This window comes from Tatumella terrea (genome assembly GCF_039523755.1).
GTDB lineage: Bacteria > Pseudomonadota > Gammaproteobacteria > Enterobacterales > Enterobacteriaceae > Tatumella > Tatumella terrea.
The window spans coordinates 106,316-133,259 of sequence record NZ_BAAAFX010000017.1 but is presented as its reverse complement, the minus strand read 5'-3'; the positions used below and the strand labels follow the sequence as shown (position 1 = coordinate 133,259).

General features: G+C 53.2%; 22 protein-coding genes. 9 read left to right on the top strand and 13 right to left on the bottom strand.

Translation table 11 applies throughout. The annotated features are described in order from the left end of the window. Positions 1 to 160: 160 nt before the first annotated feature. A complete protein-coding gene (locus tag ABD035_RS12660) occupies positions 161 to 1,444 on the top strand; it encodes a citrate synthase (protein WP_212714854.1) in 1,284 nt (427 codons plus the stop codon). Positions 1,445 to 1,691: 247 nt separating this feature from the next. Here the strand turns inward: ABD035_RS12660 and aroE are convergent, their stop codons facing one another. The 9 genes from aroE to seqA form a co-directional block, all read right to left on the bottom strand. Then, the gene (gene aroE / locus ABD035_RS12655; protein WP_343870630.1) at positions 1,692 to 2,546 is read right to left on the bottom strand and encodes a shikimate dehydrogenase; all 855 of its coding nucleotides are present in this window, start codon (positions 2,544 to 2,546) and stop codon (positions 1,692 to 1,694) included. 157 nt (positions 2,547 to 2,703) lie between these two features. Beyond that, positions 2,704 to 3,441, bottom strand: coding sequence for a 5-oxoprolinase subunit PxpA (gene pxpA, locus ABD035_RS12650; RefSeq protein WP_343870629.1), 738 nt, complete (start codon positions 3,439 to 3,441; stop codon positions 2,704 to 2,706). After that, entirely contained in the window at positions 3,438 to 4,367 is a 930-nt protein-coding gene (pxpC, locus tag ABD035_RS12645; RefSeq protein WP_343870627.1) for a 5-oxoprolinase subunit PxpC, read from the bottom strand. Before pxpC ends, pxpA begins: the two co-directional genes overlap by 4 nt. Further along, positions 4,361 to 5,017: a 5-oxoprolinase subunit PxpB gene (gene pxpB / locus ABD035_RS12640; RefSeq protein WP_343870626.1), complete on the bottom strand. Its 657-nt coding sequence runs from the start codon at positions 5,015 to 5,017 to the stop codon at positions 4,361 to 4,363. The genes pxpC and pxpB overlap by 7 nt, the downstream gene beginning before the upstream one ends. Before the next feature lie 625 nt (positions 5,018 to 5,642). Next, positions 5,643 to 6,386: a type 2 GTP cyclohydrolase I gene (locus ABD035_RS12635; protein ID WP_212714859.1), complete on the bottom strand. Its 744-nt coding sequence runs from the start codon at positions 6,384 to 6,386 to the stop codon at positions 5,643 to 5,645. A gap of 8 nt (positions 6,387 to 6,394) precedes the next feature. After that, a complete protein-coding gene (gene phrB / locus ABD035_RS12630; protein WP_343870625.1) occupies positions 6,395 to 7,837 on the bottom strand; it encodes a deoxyribodipyrimidine photo-lyase in 1,443 nt (480 codons plus the stop codon). After that, positions 7,834 to 8,637, bottom strand: coding sequence for a YbgA family protein (locus ABD035_RS12625; protein WP_343870624.1), 804 nt, complete (start codon positions 8,635 to 8,637; stop codon positions 7,834 to 7,836). The genes phrB and ABD035_RS12625 overlap by 4 nt, the downstream gene beginning before the upstream one ends. A gap of 145 nt (positions 8,638 to 8,782) precedes the next feature. Continuing rightward, the gene (pgm, locus tag ABD035_RS12620) at positions 8,783 to 10,423 is read right to left on the bottom strand and encodes a phosphoglucomutase (alpha-D-glucose-1,6-bisphosphate-dependent) (RefSeq protein ID WP_212714862.1); all 1,641 of its coding nucleotides are present in this window, start codon (positions 10,421 to 10,423) and stop codon (positions 8,783 to 8,785) included. A 29-nt stretch (positions 10,424 to 10,452) separates the two neighbouring features. Further along, positions 10,453 to 10,998, bottom strand: a complete 546-nt coding sequence (gene seqA / locus ABD035_RS12615) for a replication initiation negative regulator SeqA (RefSeq protein WP_212714863.1) — start codon at positions 10,996 to 10,998, stop codon at positions 10,453 to 10,455. A 238-nt stretch (positions 10,999 to 11,236) separates the two neighbouring features. Here seqA and ybfF point away from each other — a divergent pair, with 238 nt between their 5' ends. From ybfF to ABD035_RS12585, 6 genes are all read left to right on the top strand, one after another. Further along, positions 11,237 to 12,004: an esterase gene (ybfF, locus tag ABD035_RS12610; RefSeq protein ID WP_343870623.1), complete on the top strand. Its 768-nt coding sequence runs from the start codon at positions 11,237 to 11,239 to the stop codon at positions 12,002 to 12,004. Positions 12,005 to 12,164: 160 nt separating this feature from the next. Next, a complete protein-coding gene (ybfE, locus tag ABD035_RS12605; protein WP_343870621.1) occupies positions 12,165 to 12,440 on the top strand; it encodes a LexA regulated protein in 276 nt (91 codons plus the stop codon). Positions 12,441 to 12,572: 132 nt separating this feature from the next. Next, on the top strand, positions 12,573 to 13,103 hold the full coding sequence (fldA, locus tag ABD035_RS12600) for a flavodoxin FldA (RefSeq protein ID WP_212714866.1): 531 nt from the start codon (positions 12,573 to 12,575) through the stop codon (positions 13,101 to 13,103). Between the two features lie 338 nt (positions 13,104 to 13,441). Further along, positions 13,442 to 13,888: a ferric iron uptake transcriptional regulator gene (gene fur, locus ABD035_RS12595; protein ID WP_025902138.1), complete on the top strand. Its 447-nt coding sequence runs from the start codon at positions 13,442 to 13,444 to the stop codon at positions 13,886 to 13,888. Positions 13,889 to 14,184: 296 nt separating this feature from the next. Further along, on the top strand, positions 14,185 to 15,591 hold the full coding sequence (gene dalD, locus ABD035_RS12590; RefSeq protein WP_343870620.1) for a D-arabinitol 4-dehydrogenase: 1,407 nt from the start codon (positions 14,185 to 14,187) through the stop codon (positions 15,589 to 15,591). Beyond that, positions 15,588 to 16,079 (top strand): SemiSWEET family sugar transporter, encoded by a 492-nt coding sequence (locus tag ABD035_RS12585; protein ID WP_212714868.1) that lies wholly within the window; start codon positions 15,588 to 15,590, stop codon positions 16,077 to 16,079. The genes dalD and ABD035_RS12585 overlap by 4 nt, the downstream gene beginning before the upstream one ends. Positions 16,080 to 16,125: 46 nt before the next feature. On the opposite strand, the gene ABD035_RS12580 is transcribed toward ABD035_RS12585, so the two are convergent. The 4 genes from ABD035_RS12580 to nagE form a co-directional block, all read right to left on the bottom strand. Next, on the bottom strand, positions 16,126 to 18,783 hold the full coding sequence (locus ABD035_RS12580) for a family 20 glycosylhydrolase (RefSeq protein WP_343870618.1): 2,658 nt from the start codon (positions 18,781 to 18,783) through the stop codon (positions 16,126 to 16,128). Positions 18,784 to 19,030: 247 nt separating this feature from the next. Further along, a complete protein-coding gene (locus tag ABD035_RS12575; RefSeq protein ID WP_343870617.1) occupies positions 19,031 to 20,425 on the bottom strand; it encodes an OprD family outer membrane porin in 1,395 nt (464 codons plus the stop codon). A 317-nt stretch (positions 20,426 to 20,742) separates the two neighbouring features. Beyond that, the gene (gene glnS, locus ABD035_RS12570; RefSeq protein WP_343870616.1) at positions 20,743 to 22,410 is read right to left on the bottom strand and encodes a glutamine--tRNA ligase; all 1,668 of its coding nucleotides are present in this window, start codon (positions 22,408 to 22,410) and stop codon (positions 20,743 to 20,745) included. A gap of 151 nt (positions 22,411 to 22,561) precedes the next feature. Then, complete coding sequence (gene nagE, locus ABD035_RS12565) at positions 22,562 to 24,598, bottom strand: N-acetylglucosamine-specific PTS transporter subunit IIBC (protein WP_343870690.1); 2,037 nt, start codon at positions 24,596 to 24,598, stop codon at positions 22,562 to 22,564. 335 nt (positions 24,599 to 24,933) lie between these two features. Between nagE and nagB the strand changes: the two genes are divergently transcribed. Further along, positions 24,934 to 25,734, top strand: a complete 801-nt coding sequence (gene nagB / locus ABD035_RS12560) for a glucosamine-6-phosphate deaminase (protein ID WP_343870615.1) — start codon at positions 24,934 to 24,936, stop codon at positions 25,732 to 25,734. Between the two features lie 57 nt (positions 25,735 to 25,791). After that, a complete protein-coding gene (gene nagA, locus ABD035_RS12555) occupies positions 25,792 to 26,940 on the top strand; it encodes an N-acetylglucosamine-6-phosphate deacetylase (RefSeq protein WP_343870614.1) in 1,149 nt (382 codons plus the stop codon). The last annotated feature ends 4 nt before the right edge of the window (positions 26,941 to 26,944 follow it).

Below are 26,944 nucleotides of genomic sequence, written 5' to 3'. Positions count from 1 at the left end.
TCATTCTGAGGCGAATAACTCCAGATATTTCCTGCTATTACGGAAGCATTTAACCCGGAATAACTTCACAAAGCGTGTAACTTGTATTTATTTTGTAAAGCCAGTATTACGCATATTTTGGCGTCCGGAGAGTCTCTGCCGGGCGCTAAAGGAGACCGAGATGACAGACAAGAAAGTGACGCTTACCCTGGATGGGGCCGAGCCATTAGAGCTCAATGTCCTGCGTGGCACACTAGGTCAGCATGTGATAGATGTTCGTGCATTAGGGAACAGCGGGCTATATACCTTCGACCCGGGATATACCTCCACCGCATCCTGTGAGTCCAGGATAACCTATATCGACGGCGAGGAAGGTATCCTGTTGCATCGGGGTTACCCTATCTCACAGTTAGCAACACATTCGAACTATCTGGAAGTCTGTTATATTTTGTTATACGGCGAGACCCCGACCCGCGAGGAGTATGAAAAATTCCGCATCTCGGTCACCCGGCATACGATGATCCATGAACAGATCACCCGGTTATTCCACGGTTTTCGCCGTGATTCGCATCCTATGGCCGTCATGTGTGGCGTTACCGGAGCACTGGCCGCGTTTTATCATGACTCGCTGGACGTGAATAATGAACGCCATCGGGAAATTGCCGCCTTCCGTTTGCTGTCTAAAATGCCGACCGTGGCTGCCATGTGTTACAAATATTCCATCGGACAGCCGTTTGTCTATCCGCGCAATGATCTGTCATACGCCGGCAATTTTTTACACATGATGTTTGCCACCCCCTGTGAAGAATATGTCGTGAATCCGGTGCTTGAGAAAGCGATGGATCGAATCCTGATATTACATGCCGACCATGAACAGAATGCATCGACGTCGACGGTCAGGACGGCAGGCTCTTCAGGCGCGAATCCGTTTGCCTGTATCGCCGCCGGGATTGCCTCTCTCTGGGGACCTGCGCACGGAGGTGCCAACGAAGCAACGTTACGTATGCTGGAAGAGATTGAGACGGTTGAGCATATCCCTGAGTTTATTCGCCGTGCGAAAGATAAAAATGACTCTTTCCGTCTGATGGGCTTCGGTCACCGCGTCTATAAGAACTATGACCCACGGGCCACCGTCATGCGCGAAACCTGCCATGCCGTGCTTAAAGAGCTGGATATGAAAGATAACCTGCTGGAAGTTGCCATGGAACTGGAGCACATTGCGCTGAATGACCCGTATTTTATCGAGCGTAAACTCTATCCTAATGTCGATTTCTATTCCGGCTTGATCCTGAAAGCGATGGGGATCCCGACGTCTATGTTTACGGTGATCTTTGCAATGGCCCGTACCGTCGGCTGGATCGCACACTGGATCGAAATGCATGAAGAGGGAATGAAGATCGCACGTCCACGTCAGTTATATACCGGTTATACGGAACGGGAGTTCCATACCAATCTCACCGAATAGTACTGACCGCAAAACACCTCCCGGACGGAGGTGTTTTTCCTTCCGGCCAGGCAGTTCCTGTCCTTAATAACGCCCGACGGAGGCAGGCAGATACCCAATCTCCCGACAATCCCGACAGTAACAGCGGTCTGTCACAAAGGAAGCCATGCAGGGAACAACACGGATCTCAGTGCTCAGCCCTGCAGGCCAGCCCCGGAAGAGCCTCCGGATCCAGCCAGCCGGTCAGCTCTCCCCTCTTTCGTCCGGATTAGCCGGTGAAGAGTTTCTGTAAAACTTTACGCATAGGTTCTTTATCTGCCTCTTTATCGAACCAGTAGGTGAGGTTTAATGCGCCCTGATTCACCAGCATGTTTAATCCATTCAGTGTCCGGCAACCTTTATCTGCGGCTTTTCGTAAAAGCGCCGTCTGTGGTGGATTCGGAATAACATCAGCAACAAACAACGAGCTTTCCAGACTTTCCGTCTCTATGTCCGGAATGGCATCCGCATCATCCAGTCCGACCGAGGTCGCATTCACCAGGATATCCGGAAGCGGATCAATCCGTAATCCTGGCGTCCAGGGGGTAAAAGTCGCTTTAGCCTCAGTATTATCGTTGATCAGATCCACCAGCTCCTGACCTTTTTGCTTATCACGGTTAATAATAGTGATTTCTTTTGCCCCGGCTAATGCCGATTCCACAGCAATTGCGCGGGCGGCCCCCCCGGCCCCCAGTAAGGCCAGCGTTTTACCTTTGATGTCAATCTGCTCACTTAATGCCTCAACAAATCCCTTGCCGTCGGTATTCTCTCCCGTCAGTTTACCGTCACGGATAATGACACAGTTAACGGCACCGATGACTTTGGCTGAGGTGCCCAGTTCGTCGATATACTCAATAATGGCCTGCTTATTGGGAATAGAGCAGTTAAAGCCCCGCCAGCCCATGGCTTTGGCTCCGGCCACCGCCTGTTCAAGCTGCGCTTTACCGACATCACAATTGATATAGCGGGCCGGGATGCCCTGATGCTGGTAGGCAGCTTCCATCACTGCGACGGTGGGATTTTCGGCACAAGGTGAAGAGAAAGAACCGGTCAGGTCACTCAGAAAATTTTCTTGTTCAGCCATCAGAAACTCCTGTTATCAGAATGTTTCTTTAAGCCTCGAACAGAATGGCAGTACTGTCAACGTGACTGCCATTACTAATATGAATCATAATATTACCTGCAGGGATGGCCGCGATGCACAGAGCCTGATGTGCCTTTGCGGCCTCCGGGCGGGCAGGCTATTGTGCAGTGATTGTAATATTTTCCCGCTGAAAAGCGGCACATAACTCGCGGGCGAACAACAGTGCATGTTCACCATCGCCATGCAGACAGACCGTCTGCGCGGTAACATGAACACGCTCACCACTCACCGCGGTCACCTCTCCCTGTTGTATCATCTGCAGGGTCTGTGTGATGGCCTGACTGGCCTCAGCAAGTAAGGCACCGGGTGCTCCGCGAGGGACCAGCTCGCCCTGCGCGGTATATCCCCGGTCCGCGAACACTTCCTCACGCGTTGCTAAACCGTAATGCCGCCCCGCGGCAATTAATTCGCTGCCGGCCAGCCCGACCAGAATCAGACCCGGATCAATCGCGGCGACCGCCCGGGCGATCGCGTCGGCCAGTGGCCTGTCACGCGCCGCCTGGTTATACAGCATACCGTGGGGTTTCACATGGGCTAACGCCATACCTTCACTGGCGGCAATAGTTTTTAACGCACCGATCTGATAAAGCTGCTGCGCATAAACCTCCGATGCCGGTAACGTCATCGCTGTCCGGCCAAAATTCTCACGATCCGGAAACGAAGGATGGGCGCCGACCTGCACCCCGTAGCGTTTTGCCAGTCGTACAGATTGCAGCATGGTGGATGCATCACCGGCATGAAAACCGCAGGCGATATTGGCTGAGCTGACCAGTTGCAGCAATTGGTCATCGCTGGCTGAGCCTTCGCCCAGGTCTGCATTTAAGTCTATTTTCATCTCTCTGAGAGTCCCCATTTCATCATCTCCAGCACATGCTGCTGGTGTTGTGTGGCCAGTCCTGCGTCTTCAGGGGTACAGTGAACAAAATGTATCGGTTCCCCCGGACGGATCTGTGCCAGGTGATAAAGATCCGCCGAAATCACCACCCCAATCCGGGGATACCCCCCGGTCGTCTGGGCATCCGCCATCAGAACCACCGGTTGCCCGCCATTGGTGACCTGTATCGTACCCGGCAGCACCGCATGGGATAATAATTCCCGGCCGCCCGGCCGGTGGAGTTGCCGGCCCTGTAAGCGGTAGCCCATCCGGTTACTCTGCGCAGATAAGGTCCAGCCGGTACGCCAGAATGCCTGACCGGATTCGCGGCTGAATTCATGGTATTCAGGCCCCGGAATGACCCGCACGCGATTTCCCCACAGTAACTGCCTGACTCCGGCGCTGTGTGAAAACTCCCGGGTCGGCAGATTCAGGGGTAACTGATCCCCGTCACGCAGATAGCGCCCCTGCCAGCCACCGAACCCGGCTTTCAGATCCGTACTGACCGATCCCATCACTTCCGGAAGATCAAAGCCGCCATTGATCGCCAGGTAGCTTCGTACTCCGCGCAGTGCCCGATGCAATGTCAGCACCTGTCCGGCTCTGGCAAAAATACGCCACCCCGTCCAGACAGGTTTACCTTCGAGTTCGGCCTCACAGCCTGCACCGGTCAGGGCAAACCAGCTGTCACGACCAAAACTGAGCTGAGCCTGTCCGAACGTTATCTCAAGGACAGCGCTGTTCTCAGGGTTACCTGCCAGCAGATTCGCCGTCTGCATGGCGGGTAAATCCAGGGCTCCGCTCAGGCTGACCCCGGACTGGCTGTAGTGAAAGCGTCCGGCATCCTGAACCGACGTGGCCATACCGGCCCGCAGAATAGTTAACATTGCCCCTCCTTTTGAGGCACAAAGCGTACGGTATCGCCGGGAGCCAGCAGAACCGGAGGCGTACGTTGCGCCGAAAACAGAGATAACGTGGACTGTCCGATAAGCTGCCAGCCCCCCGGTGTCGGTAGCGGATAAATGCCGGTCTGGCTTCCGCCAATCCCGACACTCCCTGCGGGTACCGAGACCCTGGGTTCAGCCCGGCGCGGGCAGTGAAGACTGACATCCAGCCCGCCCAGATAAGGGAACCCGGGCTGGAAACCGATAAAATAGACGGTATAGAGCGCAGCACTGTGTCGTTCAATGACCTGCGAGGGAGAGAGCTGGCAATGGCGGGCTACCTCAGCCAGATCCGGCCCCGCGGCCCCTCCATAGATCACCGGGATAGTGACGGTCCGCGACTCAGGGATAGCCGCAGAGCTGTTTTCCCATTGCTCACGAAGTCCGGCCAGCGCGGCCCTGCTATCTGCCGGGATAGCCTGCAGAATAACGGTCAGATTATTCATGCCGGGAATGACTTGCCGGACCCCTTGTTCCTTTTCCAGTTGCCGTGCCATTCCCCAAATTTTTTGCTGCGATTCAAGGGAGACCGGAGGAGATAACTCCATAACCAGTGCCTGTTCTCCCAGCATGTAATATCTGATTTGCTGCACCACCTGCCTCCACATTAAAAACGCAGGCCACTAAAGCCATTGTCGTGCCCGCAGACACCTGTAATTCCGTCCTAACGTTATCCGAAACTGAGGGATTTGTGTCAACACTTTTAATAATTCAGTGACATACGGTTAAATGATGAAGCCCTCCCCGGGAGAGAAAACGTAATATCTTCAGTGAACAGGGGATGAACGTCGCCGATAAAAAGGCTCTATCGAAAAGGCGGTGCACTCCGGGTCCCCCACCGGGAAACCACAGACCATAAGGATTAAACAGGCTGCCCTGAGGGAAACGGCCGTATCAGGGAGAAGGAAGAGTATCGCTGGTTTTTACAGCCGGGCAGCAGAAATTACGCGAAAATGAGAAATACAACACGGGAAAGTCCGCCAACTCTGCGAAAAAAGTGATCACTCCGGGTTCCCCACCGGGGAAACAGCAGACCATTGGGAGTAAACAGGCTGGCCGGGAAAGCAGAAACATAAGGATCAGGATATAAGCCGGCAAAGCCGTCCTGTAAACGGTAAGCGAACGCTAAGCGGATGATCACTGCCGGTGAAATCAGGATGACCCGGGGCTGGCCCTACCCCGGTGATCTCCGGTGCGGCCAGCCCCGTAAAGGAAAACTCAGGCCGGGTTGTCGATATCGACAAACGTGACCTGCAAACCGTGCTGTGCGCTCAGCCATTCTCCCAGGGCGCGGATACCTCCGCGCTCGGTCGCATGATGACCGGCCGCATAAAAATGAAGGCCACGCTCACGGGCAACGTGGATAGTTTTCTCCGACACCTCACCGGTGATAAATGCATCAACACCAAAATCGGCCGCATCATCGATAAAGCCCTGCCCCCCGCCGGTACACCACGCGATACGGGTGATGGTATCGGGGGCATTATCGCCGCTATAGAGAGGTTCACGACCCAGCTTATCCTGAATCAGTGCTTTCAGCGCCTCACCGCTCAGCGGCGTGGTCAGTGATCCATAAGGCACCAGCGGAACGATTTCACCTTCCGGCTGAATACCGAGCAGCTTCGCCAGTTGGGCATTGTTGCCCAACTCAGGATGGGCATCCAGAGGAAGATGCCAGCCATACAGATTGATATCATTCAGTAACAGGGTGCGCAGGCGCTGACGCTTCATCCCTTTCACCAGCGGTGACTCATTTTTCCAGAAATAACCATGATGCACGATCACGGCATCTGCCTGTAATTTTACCGCCTCATCCAGTAAGGCCTGACAGGCGGTCACTCCGGTGACCACCCGATTCACTTCCGGACGGCCTTCAACCTGCAGACCGTTGGGTGCATAATCGCTGAAACTGTGGCTGTTCAGTTGCTGATGGATCAATTGCTCAAGCCGGGTATTATTCATGCTGTTTCTCATTTTCCGGGGGATGGATTGTGCTTCCGGGCAGCCTCGTAGGCCTGCAGAGTCGTCTGACGTGCCTGCTTATGATCAACAATCTGTGCCGGATAATCCAGTGTTTTACCCTGTTTTTTCGCCCAGTTAACCGGATCATGGATAGCCTTATCCGGGACAGAGGACAGCTCCGGGATCCAGCGCCGGATGAAATTACCGGCGGGGTCAAAGCGCTCCCCCTGTAGCTGCGGGTTAAATATGCGGAAGTACGGTGCAGCATCGGTGCCGGTGGAGGCCGCCCACTGCCAGCCGCCGTTGTTAGCGGCCAGCGAACCATCCAGCAATTGCGACATAAAATACCGTTCCCCTTCCCGCCAGTCGATCAGCAGATCCTTCACCAGGAAACTGGCGACAATCATCCGTAGCCGGTTATGCATCCAGCCGGTTTCGTTCAGCTGCCGCATGGCAGCATCTACCACCGGAAACCCGGTCTTACCCTGTTGCCAGGCCTGTAATTGTTTATCATCTTTCCGCCAGCGGACATGTGCCGTCCAGTCGGTGAAGGGCTGATGACGACACAATGCCGGGTAGGCCACCAGCAGATGCAGATAAAATTCGCGCCAGAAAATTTCATTCAGCCAGCTGTAGGCATTCCCGCCGGACAGGGCTTCGGGGTGGTCATGAAGGATACGTAACAGGCACTGCCGGGCCGAAACCTGCCCGGTGGCCAGATACGGAGATAACACGCTGGTTCCCGCATGTTCAGGGAAGTCTCTCAGACGATGGTACTCTGCAGCGCCTTGCTGACTGAACTTACGCAGGCGCTGCAGGGCCTCCCGATGGCCGGGGGGAAAGCTTTCTCTGTCATAGTCGCGGCTCTGTTCACTCAGTGACGGGATATCATCTGCCTGAATATCTGCCGGATGTGCCCGCTTGTCAGGTGCGGGATAGCACTCCGGAAGTTCACGTGAGAGCATTTTAACCAGAGCTTTGCTGAAGGGTGTATAGACGTTATACATCGTCCCTTTTCCGGTCAGTACGCTGCCGGGAGGAACCAGGGTTCCGTCATGAAACCCCTGGATCACGATATCCTCTTCCGCGAGTTTCTCCTCTGCCCGCCGGTCACGGCGATGTTCATTCAGTTCATATTGGTAGTTATAAAAAACCTGAGAAACCGCATACCGGTGACAGATAGCGGATAACTCTGCCACGCTCTGCGTAAAATCATCACAGGCAGCAAACAATAGCGGGATCCCCAGCGCCGTGAGGTCTTCACTCAGGCATTGCAGACTGTCACGAATAAACGACAGCTGGCGGCCGGACACATCGTGCTGCTGCCATTGCCCCGGAGTGGCAATGTACAGGGCTATCACCCGGGCATCCGCCTGCTGGCAGGCCGCATAGAGTGCAGGATTATCATTCAGACGTAAGTCATTTCTTAGCCAGACGAGATGAGTCTTCACAGGTCCTCCGTTTGCAGTGAGATTTCTGCGACAGATGGCAGACGGGGAAAAAGATAACGCTGGGATGACAACCAGCTGTGTGGGTAGAGAGAAAGGTAGCGCTTCAGTTCTGCCACCGGCGCTGACAGCGGCAATTCTCCGCGACGGAAATTATCGATCAGCGCCGCCAGAGCTTGTCTCTGCTGCCCGCTGAGATGCGGCCGGAAGTATCCCTGAATATGCATCAGTACATTGGTATGATTTTCACGCGTCGCAGGACAGCTGAGAATTTCCATCAGCTTACTGCGATACGCCAGCGCAAAGGCTTCCAGCGATGGCCAGTCAGACATGCCGGCAACCAGCGGCCCTGACTGGCGATACAGCGGCTGGGAATGCGCCAGTAACTGATACTTATAGCAGGTATGAAACTGCATCAGACGGTTTGCGGTCAGTTCTCCGTCACACAGGGCATCAAATTCCGCACGCACTGCCACTGACTCCAGAAACTGCTGACGCTGTTCCGGGCGGGCGATAGCCGTTTCATCTGTCAACGGCAGAGAAGGCGCCGGCCCGGACAAGCTTTCATACTCCGTCCGGCTCACCTGCTGAGACACAATAATCCCGTTGACGGGCCAGAGCGTTAATTTCTGTCGGCTGGTCAGTGACGGATGCTGTGCATGTTCGCGGTTCACCAGTGACGTAAAATCCTGTACTGTGATGTGCTTCAGCCGGAAACCGGAAGGTAAATCAGCCGCCAGGCGTGTCATGGCACTGTCCCGGGACTGCGCGGTCAGAACTCCGATGAGCGGAGAATAGGTCATAAACCTGTACCTCACTTTTAAAGTTGTACAGGTTTGAAGTATAACGCCAATAACAGAAAAGATCTCCCGCTATCGCTTTTCCCGGTTTTTTCCCAAAAAAAAAGCGCCTGGCGGGCGCTTTGTTCATCTTATCGTCGGACCGCCATCAGGCGTTCTTCAGGACTTCACTGACGATATCGACGGCTTCTTTTTCGATTTGCTCACGGTGTTCTGCTCCCAGGAAGCTCTCACAATAAATCTTGTAAGCATCTTCGGTGCCGGAAGGACGCGCTGCAAACCAGCCGTTTTTGGTCATGACTTTCAGGCCACCGATCGCCGCGCCATTCCCCGGAGCTTCGGTCAGGCGGGCGGTAATTGGGTCACCGGCCAGAATATCCGCACTCACCATTTCCGGTGATAATTTCGACAATACCGCTTTCTGAGCCGTGGTGGCCGGGGCCTGAATACGGTTATAACTCGGAGAACCGAATTTATCCGCCAGGGCATCATAGTGCTGCTGTGGATTCAGTCCGGTAACCGCAGTGATTTCCGCTGCCAGCAGGCACATGATGATCCCGTCTTTATCCGTCGACCACGGCGTACCGTCGAAGCGCAGGAAAGAGGCACCGGCACTCTCTTCGCCGCCAAATCCCAGACTGCCCTCAAACAGGCCATCAACAAACCATTTAAAGCCGACCGGAACCTCTATCAGCTGACGACCAATATCCTGTACCACCCGGTCGATCATCGCACTGGAGACCAGTGTCTTACCGACGGCTACGTCGGCGGACCACTGCGGACGATGGCGGAACAGATAATTGATCGCTACCGCCAGATAATGGTTTGGATTCATCAGCCCGGACGGCGTGACAATACCGTGACGGTCATAATCCGGATCATTGGCAAACGCCAGGTCAAACTTGTCGCGCAGCGCCAGCAGTCCCGCCATTGCACATTCAGACGAACAATCCATACGAACCACACCGTCTTTATCCAGATGCATAAAGCGGAAGGTCTGATCGATGGCGTCATTTACCAGCGTAATATTCAGCTGATAATGTTCCGCGATACGCTGCCAGTAGGCAATACCGGAGCCACCGAGTGGGTCCACACCCAGCGTGAGGTTCGCTTTTTTAATGGCGTCAAAATCGATAACCCCGGCCAGTCCTTCGACGTAGGGCTGGATCAAATCTTCTTCACGGATACGTCCGCTGGCCTTAGCTTCCGCCAGGGTCATACGTTTGACGTCTTTTAAAGCGTCCCGGATTAACTGATTCGCCCGGGCTTCGACGACTTTCGTGACATTGGTATCGGCCGGTCCGCCATTCGGTGGATTATATTTAATCCCTCCGTCTTCCGGCGGGTTGTGTGATGGCGTGATCACAATACCATCGGCCAGCACTGAGCTATGTTGATTATGCTGCAGGATAGCGTTAGAAATGGCCGGAGTCGGCGTATAACCATTGTCCTGCTGGACAATCACTTCCACCCCGTTGGCGACCAGAACTTCCAGCACGGAGATCATCGCCGGTTCAGATAACGCATGGGTATCTTTACCCACATAGCAAGGCCCGGTAATCCCGTTTTTGCTGCGTTCTTCTGCAATTGCCTGGGCAATCGCCAGAATGTGCGTCTCATTGAAACTCTGACGCGCGGAACTGCCACGGTGACCGGAGGTCCCGAATTTCACCGCATGATCATTGTCAGACAGATCCGGTTTCAACACATAATACTGTGATGTCAGTTGCGCGACATTAATAAGATCGCTCTGTTGAGCAGGTTGTCCTGCCCGTGGGTGACTGGCCATTGCCGTTTCTCCCTAACGCTAAGTTCGGATTAAATAGTCCCGCAAACTTTGTCAGCAAGTTCCTGAGGAAACTTCATCGACTGCATAATGTGTTCGATCATGCTGCATTTGCGGCCGGTATTGGTATTGGTGATCACCCAGTAAGGTGTTCCCGGAATATGTTTTGGTTTAGTATGCGTACCGCTCTGTAACAGCGTCTGCTCATCACCCGCGAAGTAGACACGTGTACGTCCCTGCATCGTCGTGGTTGCCTGACGGAATTCCTGAGGATCCAGACGATACAGGGTCGACAGCACCATCATAAAGCGGTTAACAGCGCGCTTTTGTTCCGCGTATTCATCGGACAATAACAACTCACGCACGGTACGAACACGATCCTGCGGGCGCGATTCAACACGCGCACTGGCCAGTAGCGAAGTTTCCTTACTGTCAGCCTTCTCATCGGGGGTATCAGTGATTGCCTGCTCAGAAACCTTAAGCATTCTGCGCAAAATATCGGAGGCACTTTCGCCGATATGACGTGTATGGCTGGCAATATAGCGATAAAGCTCATCGTCTACTTCAATCGTTTTCATCTTTTTCCGTACTGTTATGGCTAATGTAAAATTCCGAATAATGGCAGTATACCGGAAATAATCTGATATTCTGCCCCGGTAAATTACCAGTTGATTATAAAATTAAACAGAGACAAGCAGGTAGAACTGAATTACCGTTCAGGTAAAAGTCAGAATATGCCTTAGAATCCCCTGCCGGATTTCCTGAATAGTCACCCATGATACCCTAAGCCAGGGTCGCAACCGTAAGAACTTTGCCATGATTTTAAACAGTCGTCTGCAATCTGCACAAATTGATGAAGAATCATCCCCGGTTCTGCTGATCCACGGCCTTTTTGGCAGTATGGATAACCTGGGCGTGCTGGCCCGTCACCTGCATCCGCACCGCAGTGTCTTACAGGTGGACGTTCGTAACCATGGCCGTTCTCCGCGGGCCGCCGGGATGGACTACGCGGCGATGGCACAGGATATGTTGCAGACGCTGGATAGCCACCAGCTGGATAAGGTGGATGTGATAGGTCATTCGATGGGTGGCAAAATAGCGATGGCGATGACAGCGCTGGCACCGGAGCGGATCAACCGTCTGGTCATTATTGATATCGCGCCCGTCAATTATCAGACCCGCCGGCATGATGCCATTTTTGCCGCACTTCAGGCCGTCAGCGACGCAGGCATCCGCCAACGGGAAGCTGCGGCGCAACTGATGCGCCCGCTTCTGCAGGATGAGATGGTCATTAATTTCCTGCTGAAGTCATTCCGCCAGGGGGAGTGGTTATTCAATGTGCCGGCCCTGTGGGATAATTATACGACCATCTCCGGCTGGGAAGCATGTCCTGCCTGGCCTGGCCCTGCCCTGTTTATCCGGGGCGCCTTATCCCCGTATCTGGATAATCACTATCGCGAGCCCCTTCTGGCGCAATTTCCTGCGGCGAAAGCCCATATAATTGCCGGGGCCGGTCACTGGGTCCATGCAGAAAAACCCGATGCGGTGATAAGCGCGGTGCAACGTTTTCTGCCCGTAGCCTGAAATCCAGTGACCGGGCGTGTTTTAACATTGGCGTCTGTCATCTCACTGGAGTATGATTGCGCGCTAAAATTTTATCGTGTGCTTTTAACATGATAACCGTATTCATTCATCACTATGCTGCGTGTATCTGATACATCGCAGGTGTTCAGTTTCAAAAATCATGGCAAAAGAAAATACGGATCGTACTACGCTCGATTTATTCGCGAATGAACGCAGACCCGGTCGCCCCAAAACCAGTCTGCTTTCCCGTGACGAACAGTTACGGATAAATAAACGCAACCAGCTAAAACGGGACAGAGTGCGCGGATTACAGCGGGTAGAGCTTAAAATGAACAGTGAAGTGGTCGATGCCCTGAATTCACTGGCGGCAGAACAGCAGTTGAGCCGCAGCGAACTCATCGAACAAATCATCCTGGCGCAACTGAAAAAGAATTGAGTCTGTGTTGCGCACTCAGGGATAAATCTGACTCGTTTACAAGTACCGCACATATCTCAGGTCTGCTATTATTCGCGCATCTGTACTGAAATTACATTCATCTGATTCGAAGATTCAAGAGGTTAACCCCACATGGCAATCGTAGGCATCTTTTTTGGCAGCGATACCGGCAACACTGAAAACATCGCAAAAATGATCCAGAAACAATTGGGTAAAGACGTTGCTGAAGTGCACGACATCGCTAAAAGTACCAAAGAAGATTTGGACGCTTTCGATATTCTGTTGCTGGGGATCCCGACCTGGTATTACGGTGAAGCACAGTGTGACTGGGATGATTTCTTCCCGACGCTGGAAGAAATTGATTTTAACGGCAAACTGGTGGCACTGTTCGGCTGCGGCGACCAGGAAGACTATGCGGAATACTTCTGTGATGCATTAGGGACACTGCGCGACATCATCGAACCCAAAGGTGCGGTCATCGTCGGGCACTGGCCGACAGAAGGCTACCATTTTGAAGCCTCTAAAGGACTGGCCGATGATAAACACTTCCTGGGCCTGGCCATTGATGAAGACCGCCAGCCAGAACTGACCAACGAACGTGTCAGCCAGTGGGTCGTCCAGATTTCCGATGAACTGCAGCTGAAAGAAATCCTCAACGCTTAGTAGGGTTTTTTGTATCAGTTGTGATAGTGTTCACTTCAGCATCTGCAGAGCCGGCTAAAATGACCGGCGGGCTCTGAGCTATTTTTCCCGGCATGTGTGCATCAGTTTTTACGTGGGTGCGATTTCCGGGAATATCTTTTTTGTATCAGATTGTCACTATCCCTGGCAGGCCTGCATTTTGCGGTGATCCGCGATTTTTCCTCAGGGAAAACCGGCCCGGACCTGTTGTTTCAATTTCGATACTTCGGTTCTATAATGGACCTAAAAAAATAAGGTCATTACCGAACTTCATGGCGCTTTGCCAAAGTCATTTTCAAAAGTAACAGGACAACAACTGCATGACTGACAATAACTCCGCACTGAAAAAGGCTGGTCTGAAGGTCACGCTTCCGAGACTGAAAATTCTGGAAGTTCTTCAGGAACCTGAATGCCATCACGTCAGTGCGGAAGATTTGTACAAACGCCTGATCGATATGGGCGAAGAAATTGGTCTGGCGACGGTGTATCGCGTACTGAACCAGTTTGATGATGCGGGTATCGTTACGCGTCATAACTTCGAAGGCGGTAAGTCAGTCTTTGAATTGACCCAACAGCAGCACCATGACCATCTGATTTGCCTGGATTGTGGCAAGGTTATTGAGTTCAGCGATGAGTCAATTGAACAGCGTCAGCGTGAAATTGCCAAACGATTTGGCATTAAGCTGACCAACCACAGTCTTTACCTGTATGGTCATTGCACCACCGGCGATTGCCGCGAAGACGACACGTTACATAACGATAAATAAGCGTTCCTCTTGTTCGTTTCGTACCAGGCCGCCTCAGCGGTCAATGTCTTCTGCCGGTGACAGACCGGTCGTCTTCTTAAAACCGTGACCCTGTCGCGGTTTTTTATTACCCCAATGAACCATAGCGCTTTCTTATGACTAAAACCCTTTGATTTTAAAGGTCTCTGTACCGGTTTTTCAGCCCCGTCCCTGCCCTTTCTCCCCTGCTTTCCTCTGTGGCAATTTTAATCTGCCGGATTTTCATGGTAAGGTTACCAGTAACATCATGACTATCTGTTACAGATTAAGGAATGCATTTGACTACAAAAAGAACTGAACAATCGGTCTGGCTGCATCTTGGTGCAGGTGCTTTTCATCGGGCTCATCAGTGCTGGTATCTGAATGAGTTACATGAAAGCGGGGATACCCTCTGGTCTGTTTCTCTGGCCAATATTCGTAACAGCAGCACACAGCAGACACTGAAACATCTCGAACAGCAGCAAGGACGTTACACTCTCGAAGTTATTTCTCCTGAAGGCAATATCGCCTACAAAACTCTCTCAGTCATTAACAACGTCATCCTCTGGGACCCGCAATTACAGGCATTAGTCAGCGAAGGTTCCCGCCCTGACACCAGAATCATCTCTTTTACCGTGACCGAAGGCGGTTATTTCCTGACTGACGACGGCCATCTGGATCTGAATGCAGCACCTATACAAAGTGATCTTGCCGGTACCGCAGACACGGTTACCCTGTATGGTGCTCTCTATAAGATCCTGTCTGCACGGCGGGAAAATAATGCAGGCCCGGTCACGCTGCTGAGTTGCGATAACCTTCGCAGTAACGGTGAAAGTTTCCGTCGCGGATTAACAGAATTTGTTGCCGCCCGTGAAGATGGCGCATTAGCTGAATGGCTGGAACAGAACATCAGTACGCCGGACGGAATGGTTGACCGTATTACTCCCGCGTCAGATGACGGTCTGCTGCAGCGCCTGCGGGCGCAGGGGATCAAGGATGATAATGCGCCGGTCAGTTGTGAGTCATTCACACAATGGGTCATGCGCGATGATTTTATTGCCGGTCGTCCGGCGCTGGAGAAGGCAGGCGTGGAGTTCGTGGACGATGTCATCCCTTATGAAGAAGCTAAAATCCGCGTTCTTAATGCCAGCCATAGCGGTATCGCCTGGGCTGGAGGGTTACTCGGTAAGGAATATATTGACCAGAGCCTGTTACCTGAAGTCCGTCAGTGGATCACTGAGTATGTCAGCCAGGACGTGATTCCGGCCCTGGGTGACTCACCGATCGATTTAAACCGCTACTGTCAGACGGTGCTGCAGCGTTTTGGTAACGAACGGGTACGTGACACCTGCCAGCGGGTTTCCTCTGACAGCATTGCCAAATTGCATGAATTTATTGTTCCGACCCTGAAGGCACGCTATCAGCAACAGCAGACGCCGCAGGCAACGCTTCGCCTGGTGGCGCTCTGTTTCCTGTTTATGCAGAAATATGCGAACAATACCCTGCCCTTTGAGTATCAGGATCGGGCGAATGACAGTGTCGATTTCCGGGCAGTTTTTGCCAGCGATGATCCGGTGGCCGCCTTCGCCGGTCAGCAAAAGTTATTAGGGTCTCTGGCCGGAGAGCCACAATTCATCGCGGATCTGACCCGAACGATTGACGATATGCAGCAACAGTTGACGATAATGGGGGACGACAAGCAATGAAAAGTGTCTATATCGTTGTGGTTACCGCCATGCTGGCGTTGCTTGCGACCTATTTTCTCTCCCCCTGGCCCGTGGCCCTGGGTACCGTCGCGGCCTGGGTGACGACCGGTTCGTTTTTTCTGCAGGTACTGCATATTATCCGTAACCGGGATACCAAAGCCCTGTCGCTGGGTATGTGGTCTGCACTGTTTTTCGGCGTATCCTGCTGGACCTGGTACGGGTTCCGCGTCGGTGATGTGCCGGTAATGACAGCCAACGGTTTAACCGCTCTACTGGCCTTCTCGGTCATTGTTCTGAAGCTCTATCACGAACGTCCGGCTAAAAATCAGTTACGCCGTAAGTTACGCGCCATGCCGGGTGTGATCCTTCGTCCGCGGATCCGCAGGCTGCGGCCTTATACCCCGGGGGAAGCCGCGCTGCCGGAACAGGATCCTGTTTCACTCCGGGAGCCGGCATCGCTGAGCCCTCTCAGTAAACTAAAAAAATAATCCGCAAACCGTCGCCACTTTCGCAGTAATGCGGGGGTGGCGGTCATCAGCCAGCCTGAGGGCTGACCACTCTTCCGCTACGGCGCCCGTCCGGACTGCGGGTCCTGACCAGCACTTTCCCGGCGACTGCCGGAGGTTGTTGTGGCTGATAATCTCTCCAGTGCTGCCCCTCATCGACAGAGTATTCAATTCTGATGCCAGGCAGAGAGGTGTTTGCCTCCAGAACGCCGTTGCGGATACGCGCTCCGGCCACCGGGATCCGGTAGCGGATACCGGCGGTATCCAGCCCCGGCAATACCGACCGTCCCAGAAGTGTCGCGAAGCGGTTCCAGTCCGCCTGCAGTTGTTGCTGATTCACCTGCCGGGTTTTTCCTTTTTCGAAGGCCTGCCCCTGCTGACCGGGCAATTCCCAGTCCGCCTGATGCCAGGCCCTTTCTGCCACGGCCAGCAGTCTTGGATATAACCGGTATTCCATTTGCTCGTCGGTTCTGACGATTTCGCTCCATAACTGGGCCGACATCCCCGCAGCCCCCGGCCAGCTACCCTGACCTGTGGCTGAAAAGGCTTTACCGTCACGGTCGGTGGAGGTTTCTGCGTTCATGGCCAGATTGTCCGGTGAGAATGTGAAAATTTTCTGCTCATCAGTAAACCGGGTCGCCCAGTAATAACCGGGCTCCTGCGGATCAACCTCATAAGGCATATCAAGATAGAGATAATCCGGGGAAGAAATAATGATCCGGTACCCCTTCTCTGCCCATTCACTGGCAGAGTTGACCCCGCCCCAATACAGCGTATCCCAGAAGTTCAGGGCCACGTTCTCTGTCGCAAATTGACCTGCTGAAGGAATCGCTTTCAGTCCGTCCTGCCAGGCCTGCATGTTTTTAAGCCCTGCCGATTTCGCCCACTGACTGACCTGTAATGCAAACCAGCCGGGCAGCTGCGTAAAGTCACCGGCCTCTCCCTGTTGGATCCGCTGACGGCAACTGGCAGATTTCGCCCACGGCTTATCCTGCCGGCTCAAATCACGCTGGCCTTTGCCGGGTTGCGGATGATTTTTATCGGTATACCCCGGGCCCGAATAGATGTTTTTTGCTTCATCCCCGCCAAAATGCCAGGTTTCCAGCGGTTGCCCCGCTTCCCGGTGCATTGCGATAAGTTCATTCATGATTTTTCGGACGAAGCGTTGCGCGGAGGGCTGGCAGGGATTGATAAAGCTGGTACGATCATAAAACTGTACGGTGGTCACCCTGGAGTCATCACCATCTTCCTGTAAACGATACTGGTTTGCCTCGTGCACTTTGCCCGCGGCCATCAGATTTTTATACCGTGCTTCCATGGCGATGACAGCCGCGCGGGCATGGGCCGGCATATCGATTTCAGGGATCACCGTGATCTGCCGTGCCCTGGCATAGCGGAGGATCTCAATATAGTCCTGACGACTGAAGTAACCGCTGCCGGTTGTCGAAGTATCAGGGCCGGATCCCAGTTGCGGTAACAGACAGCGTGTTTCAGACAAATCATGACAGCGTTTTGCCCCGACAGACGTCAGTTCAGGCAGCCCCGGGATCTCAATCCGCCAGCCTTCATCATCGGATAAGTGTAAATGCAGGATATTCAGTTTATACCGTGACATCTGCTGCAGGGTACGCAGGATGGCCGCCTTTGAATGAAAATTCCTGGCGACATCGATAAAAACAGCGCGGTAAGCAAACCGTGGCGCATCGCTGAGGCTCATGACAGGGATCACCGGTTCTCCCGTTGGCGGTATCAGTTGCATCAGCGACTGTAAGCCGTTAAAAACACCGCGGCTATCATAGCCGGTAATGACGGCGCGCTCCTGACTGATCCGTAACCGATAGGCACCTTCCTTAACGCCCTCATCGGTGAACCCCGCCGGATCAATCGCAGTGTTCACCGGGAATCTGCCATCGGTGCGGAGACCGGCCGCACGAAACTCTTCGGTGATCACGCGGGCACTGTCTGCTGGTAAAACCCGCAAGTCCGCGGCTATCCCCTGCTTCAGGCTGACATTGTCTGCGGTGATATCCACGCGACGCGGTGACGGAAGGATCCGGCCGCGTAACTCTGCCGGCGATACCGGCGATGTTGCCTGGTTTTTCAGATAACGGTTTTCTGCGGTCATCAGAATATTGGCGTCATCCGGGGTCCGCTTCCATTGTGTGGCGGGCAATGTGGTGATATCTGACAGCTTTTCGGTCACCGTTGCCGTAATTACTTTGGGCGTCCCCTGTGAAGAGGTGACATACCAGCGGGGTAGCACATCCGTAAGGGAAAGCTGCCAGTATTCATTCACCACCGGTAAGACGACCGATCCTCCGGACGGGAATCCCCGGAACGCTGCTGTCGGCTCAATTTTATGTAAATCGCCGACAATATGGGTAATTTTAAACTGGTCATTACCTGTCGCGAGTACCTGACGGATCCCTGAAAACCAGATAGCCCAGTCATGGCTTTGCAGAGCCGCGCCGGGATTGGTGAGAGTTATTGTGGCCTGGTAGCAGGCTCCCCAGTCCGCGCCCAATGCCGCACAATTGACCCCGTGCTGCGCGGCAAGATTACCTTTCACCGCCACCCTGACGCCCAGGTGACTTAGTTGATCAATCACCTGCTGATCCGCCAGGGCAGAGGCTGACATGAATATCGTGGTGATAACTGCGGATAAAACACATTTACGGGTTAACATCACTGATTATCCTTAATCGTTAACTGATAACACCGGGAGAGTCGGGTGAAAGTCCCGCGGAAGGCTTGCGTTCTCTTGTTGCCACCCCACCCGCGGGCTTACGGCCGGAACAGGCGCGCTATTCTCCGGCAGAGTGTCGCCTGCACTGACTGAAAACTGCCTGCCTCAGCCGTTGAAATAAATCCCTTTACTCTCATAATGATAGAAAACAGATACCCTCCTGAGCCGGTACATTCTCACCCCTTCACTATTTCAGTGTAAAAGGCACACCCATCAGAAATTTAATGTCTTTTTCATCCTGGAATATATTTCCGTAGCCTCCGGCCCCGGTGGGAATATCGGAATGATTGTGATAACGGGTAAAATGTAATTTAAAGAACGTGCCTTTTGCCCGTCCTTCCTGCACGGTATACATTCCGTCAAGACTCCACGCCGATTCCCGCAGGCGATTGCCGGCACGATACCAGCGGTCAGGCGAGTCATTGACCGAAGATGGTCTGGCATCCCAGCCATAGACGAAAGAGGCACCGACAGTCAGGCCGGGTAACTTAAGGTGCGCTAAATCATACATTCCGCTAATGAACACCGCTTTCTCACCGTGAGCATTAAAATCAGAACGGTTATCCCACCAGATATCCAGCCGGCCATTCGATGACGCATAAGTGGGTGTCATTCGCTGTAAGAAATAACCCTGCCGTCCCGCTGCACTGACCTGTGTCGCTTCAACCCGCCAGCTAACCGGCCCGCAGCGATACGCCAGGGTGATCGCCTGCAACCAGGCCATTCCCTGATACAACGGGTTAGCGGCATCCTGCGAATGCTGATGTTTTGCCCCGTAAAACTGGTAGGAAGCTGTCAGTTGTGACCCCGCCAGATCGACCGTATAACGGGTTTTAGCCATGTACTGATTAAGATAATCTTTTGCCTGTCCCATCGCGCTTTCAACGACCAGGCCATTGCTGAAATCATACTCCGCTCCCAGAGAGTGCAGATAAGCAATACGGCTATTCCTGTCATTTTTGTAAAAACGATCCATTTTCAGATGCCAGGGCGCCTTATAACGGTCCGTCCACATGTAGGATAATTTCAGAATCCCTGCCCCGGTATTCTGCGAAGAAAACAGGACCTCTGCCCCCCGGTAAGTACCAGGCAGCAGACTCCAGTGAGGGGCCAGTAAGCTTTGTCCTTGCGGCTGAAGGTAGCCTGCATGCAGCGTAAACGGACGATATTGCAGGGTGGCGAAAGCCTTATACAGGCTGATACCGCTTTTATCCCCTGCCCATGCTTCAGAATACGCCCGGTCAGAGGAGGAAAATGCAATTTCATTGGGATGTGCGCTGGCGGAGGATTCCAGCATTTCTATGGCCGTGAATGCCGCGATATCTGCGCTGAAAATCCCGGCCACCGTGCCGGAAGAAAAATTGAGCTGCCCGTTCCAGGTACCGTGCGAGAGGTTAGTCTGATAATGACCTTGCCCCGGTGCTTTACGGTCCCTTTCCCGTTGCCAGTAATAAATATCACCAGTCAGCGCGCTGTCTTCAAAAAAACCTCCGGCATAACTTTCCGGAGAGAGTGAAATAAAACTGCAGGACAGCAAAATACATAACCTGCGCGCCCTGTCACCCGGATATCCTTTATCCATAGGAGGGGTTCCTTCCTGATAATCACGTCCGTTTTATTATCTGATGCGTCTGCGGAACAGCAGCAATAATCTCAGCGTCTGCTGATCATTATTACTTCGGCGTCAATGCAGAGTATTTTTCGCGACGAAAATTATCAACAATTTTTAAAAGCAGAACAGTGTTCTATGATTAGCTTCACAAAAAGAAATTCAGGGAAGGAGTGGCGATAAACGGCAGGACCGGCAGATGATGCCAAAGCGGGATGCCGGAGGATGCGGTCTTATTTTCAGATAAAAAAAAACGCCACCGGGGTGGCGTTTTCCTGCGTGATGGCGACTCAGACCCCGGCTTTTTCCCAGGTATCCCGCAGCCCGACGGTGCGGTTGAAAACCAGCTTCTCCGGACCGGAATAAACGCTGTCGGCACAGAAGTAACCTTCACGTTCAAACTGATACGGGAAAGAGGCCTCTGCATTTTGCAGGCTCTGTTCCACGTAACCGTGACGGATATTCAGTGAGTCCGGGTTGATTGTCGACAGAAAATCCTCTTCGGCCCCCGGGTTAGGCACGCTGAACAGACGATCGTACAGACGGAATTCCGCCGGTAAACCGGCACTGACAGAGACCCAATGGATAACACCTTTTACTTTACGGCCATCGGCAGGGTCTTTGCTCAGCGTGTCTGTATCACACTGACAATAGATAGTGGTGATGTTACCGTCTTCGTCTTTCTCTGCACGTTCGGCTTTAATCACATACGCATTACGCAGACGTACTTCCTTACCGGTCACCAGACGTTTGTAGTGTTTATTCGCTTCTTCGCGGAAGTCAGCACGATCGATCCACACTTCACGGCTGAAGGTCACCTCACGGGTGCCCATTTCCGGACGGTTAGGATGATTCGGCATGGTAATGACTTCACTGTGACCTTCCGGCAGGTTCTCAATCACTACGCGGACCGGATCCAGCACCGCCATGGCACGCGGCGCATTTTCGTTCAGGTCATCACGAATACAGGATTCCAGTGAGGCCATCTCCACGATATTGTCCTGTTTGGTAACCCCGATACGACGGCAGAACTCACGAACAGACGCGGCCGTGTAACCCCGACGACGCAGACCTGACACGGTCAGCATACGCGGGTCATCCCAGCTTTCGACGATATTTTCTGCCACCAGCTGTGTCAGTTTACGCTTGGACATCACCGCGTATTCCAGATTCAGACGCGAGAACTCGTACTGACGCGGGTGGACCTCAATGGAAATATTATCCAGCACCCAGTCGTACAAACGACGGTTGTCCTGGAATTCCAGTGTACAGAGTGAATGCGTGATCCCTTCCAGCGCATCGGAAATGCAGTGAGTAAAGTCGTACATCGGGTAGATGCACCACTGATTACCGGTCTGATGGTGTTCGGCAAATTTGATCCGATACAGTACCGGGTCACGCATTACCATAAAGCTGGACGCCATATCGATTTTCGCACGCAGGCAGGCGGTGCCTTCGGCAAATCCGCCGTCACGCATTTTCCGGAACAGCGCCAGGTTTTCTTCCGGGCTGCGGTCACGGTATGGGCTGTTTTTACCCGCAGAAGTCAGCGAACCCCGATATTCACGGATTTGTTCCGGGGTCAGCTCATCAACGTAAGCCAGTCCCTTCTGAATCAGTTCAACGGCATACTGATACAGTTGTTCAAAATAATCTGACGAATAATGGATCTGGTCATCCCACTGGTATCCCAGCCATTGCACATCACGTTTGATTGACTCGACAAATTCAACATCTTCTTTGACCGGGTTAGTATCATCAAAACGTAAATTGCACTTTCCCTGATAATCCTGCGCGATGCCGAAATTCAGGCAGATAGATTTCGCATGGCCAATATGCAGGTAGCCGTTCGGCTCAGGTGGAAAACGCGTATGCACAGTGTTGTGCTTACCGCTCGCCAGGTCTTCGTCAATAATCTGACGAATAAAGTTAGTTGGGCGGGCTTCTGCCTCACTCATCTCAATATCCTCAGTACGTATATCAGGGCAGGTCACCCGTTAAGTTACCGGATATGATCCACAAAGCAGCGTCGGGAAACAACCGTTTGTTGATAAACAACAACAAAAAAAGGCAGGAATCACTTCCTGCCTTCGGTCTCCGGGAACGGGATTACCCTTTTATTTCATACAGCGGTGTTTCACCCGCCACCACCTGACCTGTCGCCAGGAGGTTCAGGCCCTGGTAATCCTCACTATTACTGACCACCACCGGGCTTATCATCGAACGGGCATGCTGTCGCAGATAGTCAATATCCATCTTCAATACCGGCTGACCGGCAGTGACCACATCGCCCTCATTGACCAACGCGGTAAATCCTTCGCCCTGCAACGACACCGTATCCAGCCCCATATGGACGATGATTTCCGCGCCTTCGGCAGATTCGAGGCAGAAAGCATGACGGGTTGCAAAAATTTTCACCAGAGTACCGGCCAGCGGAGCCACGACCGTGTCGCCGGTAGGATGAATCGCCACGCCCTCCCCGACCGTTCCGGAGGCAAATGCCTCATCCGGCACCGCGTCGAGCGCAATCACTTCACCGCTGACCGGAGCGACCAGTCTCGCTACCACAGAGGCGGCGGGTTTGTCCGTATTGCGTACCGCCATTTCCGGCCCGGCCACCTTAACGCGACGGCCGGGAGTCGCAGCCGCCGGTACCGGCCCTTTCGCCAGCACGGTTTTCATCGCACTGGCGATGCTTTCCGCACGGGTACCGACCACTATCTGAATGCTCTGCTTATTCAGACGGATGACCCCTGCCGCACCGAGTTGTTTTGCCAGTTGATCATTCACTTTACCGGCATCCCCGACCCCAAGGCGCAGGCGGGTAATACAGGCATCAATATTGGTCAGGTTCTCTGAGCCGCCGGCCGCACCGATATAGCGACGGGCCAGGGTCTGCGTTTCTGACTCATCGCCGGCAGAGAGATTAACATCCTCATCATAGCCGTCGGACTCATCACCGCTAACGGCCAGTTCCCGGCCGGGCGTTTTCAGGTCAAACTTCAGAATAGTGAACCGGAAGACCAGATAGTAAATAACAAAGAACACCAGCCCCTGCGGGATCAGCATATACCAGTGAGTGGCCAGCGGGTTACGGGTCGATAACACCAGGTCAACCAGCCCGGCACTGAAACCAAACCCGGCTATCCAGTGCATATGTGCCGCGATAAACACAGAGAGACCGGTTAATACCGCATGAATAACAAATAAGACCGGCGCCACGAACATAAAGGAGAATTCCAGCGGCTCCGTGATCCCGGTAAAGAACGCCGCAAAGGCTGCTGCCAGCATAATGCCGCCGACTTTGGCGCGGTTTTCCGGCCGGGCGCAACGCCATATTGCCAGTGCGGCTCCCGGCAGACCAAACATCATGACCGGGAAGAACCCGGCCTGGTAACGACCGGTGATGCCGACAATGCCGGTACCATCGGCGATAGACTGAGCGCCGCCGAGGAAGTTAGGGATATCGTTGATACCGGCAACATCAAACCAGAATACCGAATTCAGGGCATGATGCAGACCGACCGGAATCAACAGGCGGTTAAAGAAGGCATAAATCCCCGCCCCCACCGCGCCCATTTTCTGTATATGTTCGCCAAAGGAGACCAGGCCGCCAAAGATCACCGGCCAGACATACATCAGTATAAAAGCGACCAGAATCATCAGAAAAGAGACGAGGATCGGCACCAGTCGTCGGCCACTGAAGAAAGAAAGGGCCTTCGGGAGTTCCACATGGCTGAAGCGGTTATACACTTCGGCGGAAAGCACACCGACCAGAATACCGACGAACTGGTTGTTGATCTTGCCGAAGGCCGCGGGAACACTGGCGACCGGGATTTTCTGAATCAGCGCCACGGCCGCCGGTGAACACAGGGTCGTTACCACCAGGAAACCGACAAAACCGGTTAATGCGGCGGCCCCGTCTTTGTCTTTCGACATACCGTAGGCGACCCCGATCGCGAACAATACCGACATATTATCGATGATCGCCGAACCGGATTTTATCAGTAACGCCGCCAGGGCATTGCCGGCACCCCAGGCTTCAGGATCCAGCCAGTAACCCACCCCCATCAGGATGGCGGCCGCCGGGAGTGTCGCGACCGGCACCATCAGTGCCCGTCCCACCCGTTGCATATAACTTAATATATTCACTACTTCCCCCTAATAAACCGGCTGTTTATGTCGTATGCCTGCAGAGCGCACCGCCTGAACAGGCAGAAAAACATTCGCTCCGGGACCTGCAACTGAGTGTATGAAGATTTTAATTCGCTTCGCAAATTAATTCCTGGCAAAGCATGATACAAGTCAACATAAATTACTTTGCAATCGCCGTGCCACTGGCAGCCTGACGCGACTTATTTTATTATCCGAATTATCGTTACAGCCAGAGCGACCCGGTGCTATTGTGTCAGATGTTTGTCATCTCTTAACCGGCACCCGCGTATTGTTAACTGATTTCACTCACTTCATTGAGGCCATGCATGAGACTTATCCCGCTGGACACGTCTGCCGGAGTCGCACTCTGGGCAGCACGTTATATTACCCAAAGAATTAATGACTTTCAGCCGGACGCAGATCGCCCGTTTGTACTGGGGCTACCCACCGGAGGCACCCCCTTACAAACGTACAAGGCATTGATTGAAATGCACCAGCGCGGGGAGGTCAGTTTTAAGCATGTGGTCACCTTTAATATGGACGAATATGTCGGATTAGCCAGGCAACATCCGGAAAGTTATCATAGTTTTATGCACCGTAACTTCTTCGACCATATCGATATCCCGGCGGAAAACATCCATTTACTGGACGGTAATGCCCCCGATACTGAGGCAGAATGCCGCCGTTATGAAGAAAAAATCCGTCAGTACGGAAAAATACATCTCTTTATGGGCGGGGTCGGTAATGACGGGCATATTGCGTTTAACGAACCCGCCTCCTCTCTGGCGTCACGGACCCGTATCAAAACCCTGACCCTGGAAACCCGGATGGCGAATTCCCGCTTTTTTAATAATGATGTCAGCCAGGTCCCTAAATATGCCCTGACGGTAGGCGTCGGCACATTACTGGATGCGGAAGAGATCATGATTCTGGTCACCGGTCAGGTGAAAGCCTTAGCGCTGCAGGCCGCCGTAGAGGGGAATGTTAATCATCTCTGGACCATCAGTTGCCTGCAGTTACATGAAAGAGCCATCATCGTATGCGATGCTCCGTCCACGCAGGAACTGAAAGTGAAGACACTGAATTACTTCCGTGAAATGGAAGCCGAAAATATTCATAATATTTAACCTGATTTGTAACACAGGTAGCGCCGGAAGCGGTGGCGTTATCCCGGGAGACCTTGAATGTATGCTTTAGTGAACGGCCGGATTTATACCGGATTTCAGGTACTGGACAACCATGCCCTGGTGGTGAGCAACGGACGGATTGAACAGATCTGCCCGGCAGATGCCCTGCCCGATCATATCCCGCAAACCGATGTGGCGGGCGCGAATATTTCAGCCGGCTTTATCGATTTGCAACTGAATGGTTGCGGGGGAGTGCAGTTCAATGATCAGCTGTCGGCCCTGAGCCTCAGCACACTGGAAACGATGCAACGGGCAAATGAAAAATCCGGGTGTACCAGTTTTTTACCGACGCTTATCACCAGCAGCGATGAGATGATATTCAAAGCCGTCGACACCCTGAGAGAGTGGCTTTCACACCATCAGCATCAGGCCCTGGGGCTGCATATTGAAGGTCCGTGGCTCAATCCGGTGAAGAAAGGCACCCATGACGCCGCGCTGGTTCGCCCCTGTTCAGCCTCATTGCTGAAGTTTATCTGTGATAATGCCGACGTTATCTCACAGGTGACCCTGGCCCCGGAAAAAGTCAGTGCCGAAGATATTCAGGCATTATGTGAGGCCGGGATTGTCGTCTCTGCCGGCCATTCGGATGCCACCTATGACGAGGCGATGGCCGGCTTCGACGCGGGCATCAGCAGTGCTACCCACCTGTATAATGCCATGCCGGCGTTTTCCGGCCGCGGCCCCGGGCTTATCGGGGCAATTTTCGACTCACCGGAAATCTGGTGCGGTGTGATAGCCGATGGCCTGCATGTTCATTATGCCAATATCCGTAATGCGAAAAAAATAAAAGGCGAAAAACTGATCCTGGTGACGGATGCCACCGCACCGGCGGGGGCAGAGATCGAACAGTTCATTTTTGCCGGTAAAACAATATACTATCGTGACGGCTTATGTGTGGATGAAAACGGCACCCTGAGTGGGTCATCACTGACCATGATCGAAGCTGTGCGCAACAGTGTTGAGCACCTCGGGATTTCACTGGAGGAAACCCTGCGTATGGCAACACTTTATCCCGCCAGAGCGATAGGCGTCGAAAAGCAACTGGGATCACTGCAGCGAGGTAAAGTCGCTAATCTGACGGTTTTCACGCGTGACTTTAACATATTAAAAACTTACGTTAATGGTAACGAGGTTTTCAGCGGGTAAGCAT

Excerpts from the sequence above, each read along its gene's own strand:
- pgm (WP_212714862.1), bottom strand. The coding sequence starts at position 10,423 with ATGGCCAGTCACCCACGGGCAGGACAACCTGCTCAACAGAGCGATCTT.
- pxpC (WP_343870627.1), bottom strand. The coding sequence starts at position 4,367 with ATGTTAACTATTCTGCGGGCCGGTATGGCCACGTCGGTTCAGGATGCC.
- seqA (WP_212714863.1), bottom strand. The coding sequence starts at position 10,998 with ATGAAAACGATTGAAGTAGACGATGAGCTTTATCGCTATATTGCCAGC.
- aroE (WP_343870630.1), bottom strand. The coding sequence starts at position 2,546 with ATGGCTGAACAAGAAAATTTTCTGAGTGACCTGACCGGTTCTTTCTCT.
- nagB (WP_343870615.1), top strand. The coding sequence starts at position 24,934 with ATGAGACTTATCCCGCTGGACACGTCTGCCGGAGTCGCACTCTGGGCA.
- ybfE (WP_343870621.1), top strand. The coding sequence starts at position 12,165 with ATGGCAAAAGAAAATACGGATCGTACTACGCTCGATTTATTCGCGAAT.
- ABD035_RS12575 (WP_343870617.1), bottom strand. The coding sequence starts at position 20,425 with ATGGATAAAGGATATCCGGGTGACAGGGCGCGCAGGTTATGTATTTTG.
- nagA (WP_343870614.1), top strand. The coding sequence starts at position 25,792 with ATGTATGCTTTAGTGAACGGCCGGATTTATACCGGATTTCAGGTACTG.
- ABD035_RS12625 (WP_343870624.1), bottom strand. The coding sequence starts at position 8,637 with ATGACCTATTCTCCGCTCATCGGAGTTCTGACCGCGCAGTCCCGGGAC.
- pxpA (WP_343870629.1), bottom strand. The coding sequence starts at position 3,441 with ATGAAAATAGACTTAAATGCAGACCTGGGCGAAGGCTCAGCCAGCGAT.
- fldA (WP_212714866.1), top strand. The coding sequence starts at position 12,573 with ATGGCAATCGTAGGCATCTTTTTTGGCAGCGATACCGGCAACACTGAA.
- glnS (WP_343870616.1), bottom strand. The coding sequence starts at position 22,410 with ATGAGTGAGGCAGAAGCCCGCCCAACTAACTTTATTCGTCAGATTATT.
- ABD035_RS12580 (WP_343870618.1), bottom strand. The coding sequence starts at position 18,783 with ATGTTAACCCGTAAATGTGTTTTATCCGCAGTTATCACCACGATATTC.
- ABD035_RS12585 (WP_212714868.1), top strand. The coding sequence starts at position 15,588 with ATGAAAAGTGTCTATATCGTTGTGGTTACCGCCATGCTGGCGTTGCTT.
- ABD035_RS12635 (WP_212714859.1), bottom strand. The coding sequence starts at position 6,386 with ATGAATAATACCCGGCTTGAGCAATTGATCCATCAGCAACTGAACAGC.
- fur (WP_025902138.1), top strand. The coding sequence starts at position 13,442 with ATGACTGACAATAACTCCGCACTGAAAAAGGCTGGTCTGAAGGTCACG.
- ABD035_RS12660 (WP_212714854.1), top strand. The coding sequence starts at position 161 with ATGACAGACAAGAAAGTGACGCTTACCCTGGATGGGGCCGAGCCATTA.
- ybfF (WP_343870623.1), top strand. The coding sequence starts at position 11,237 with ATGATTTTAAACAGTCGTCTGCAATCTGCACAAATTGATGAAGAATCA.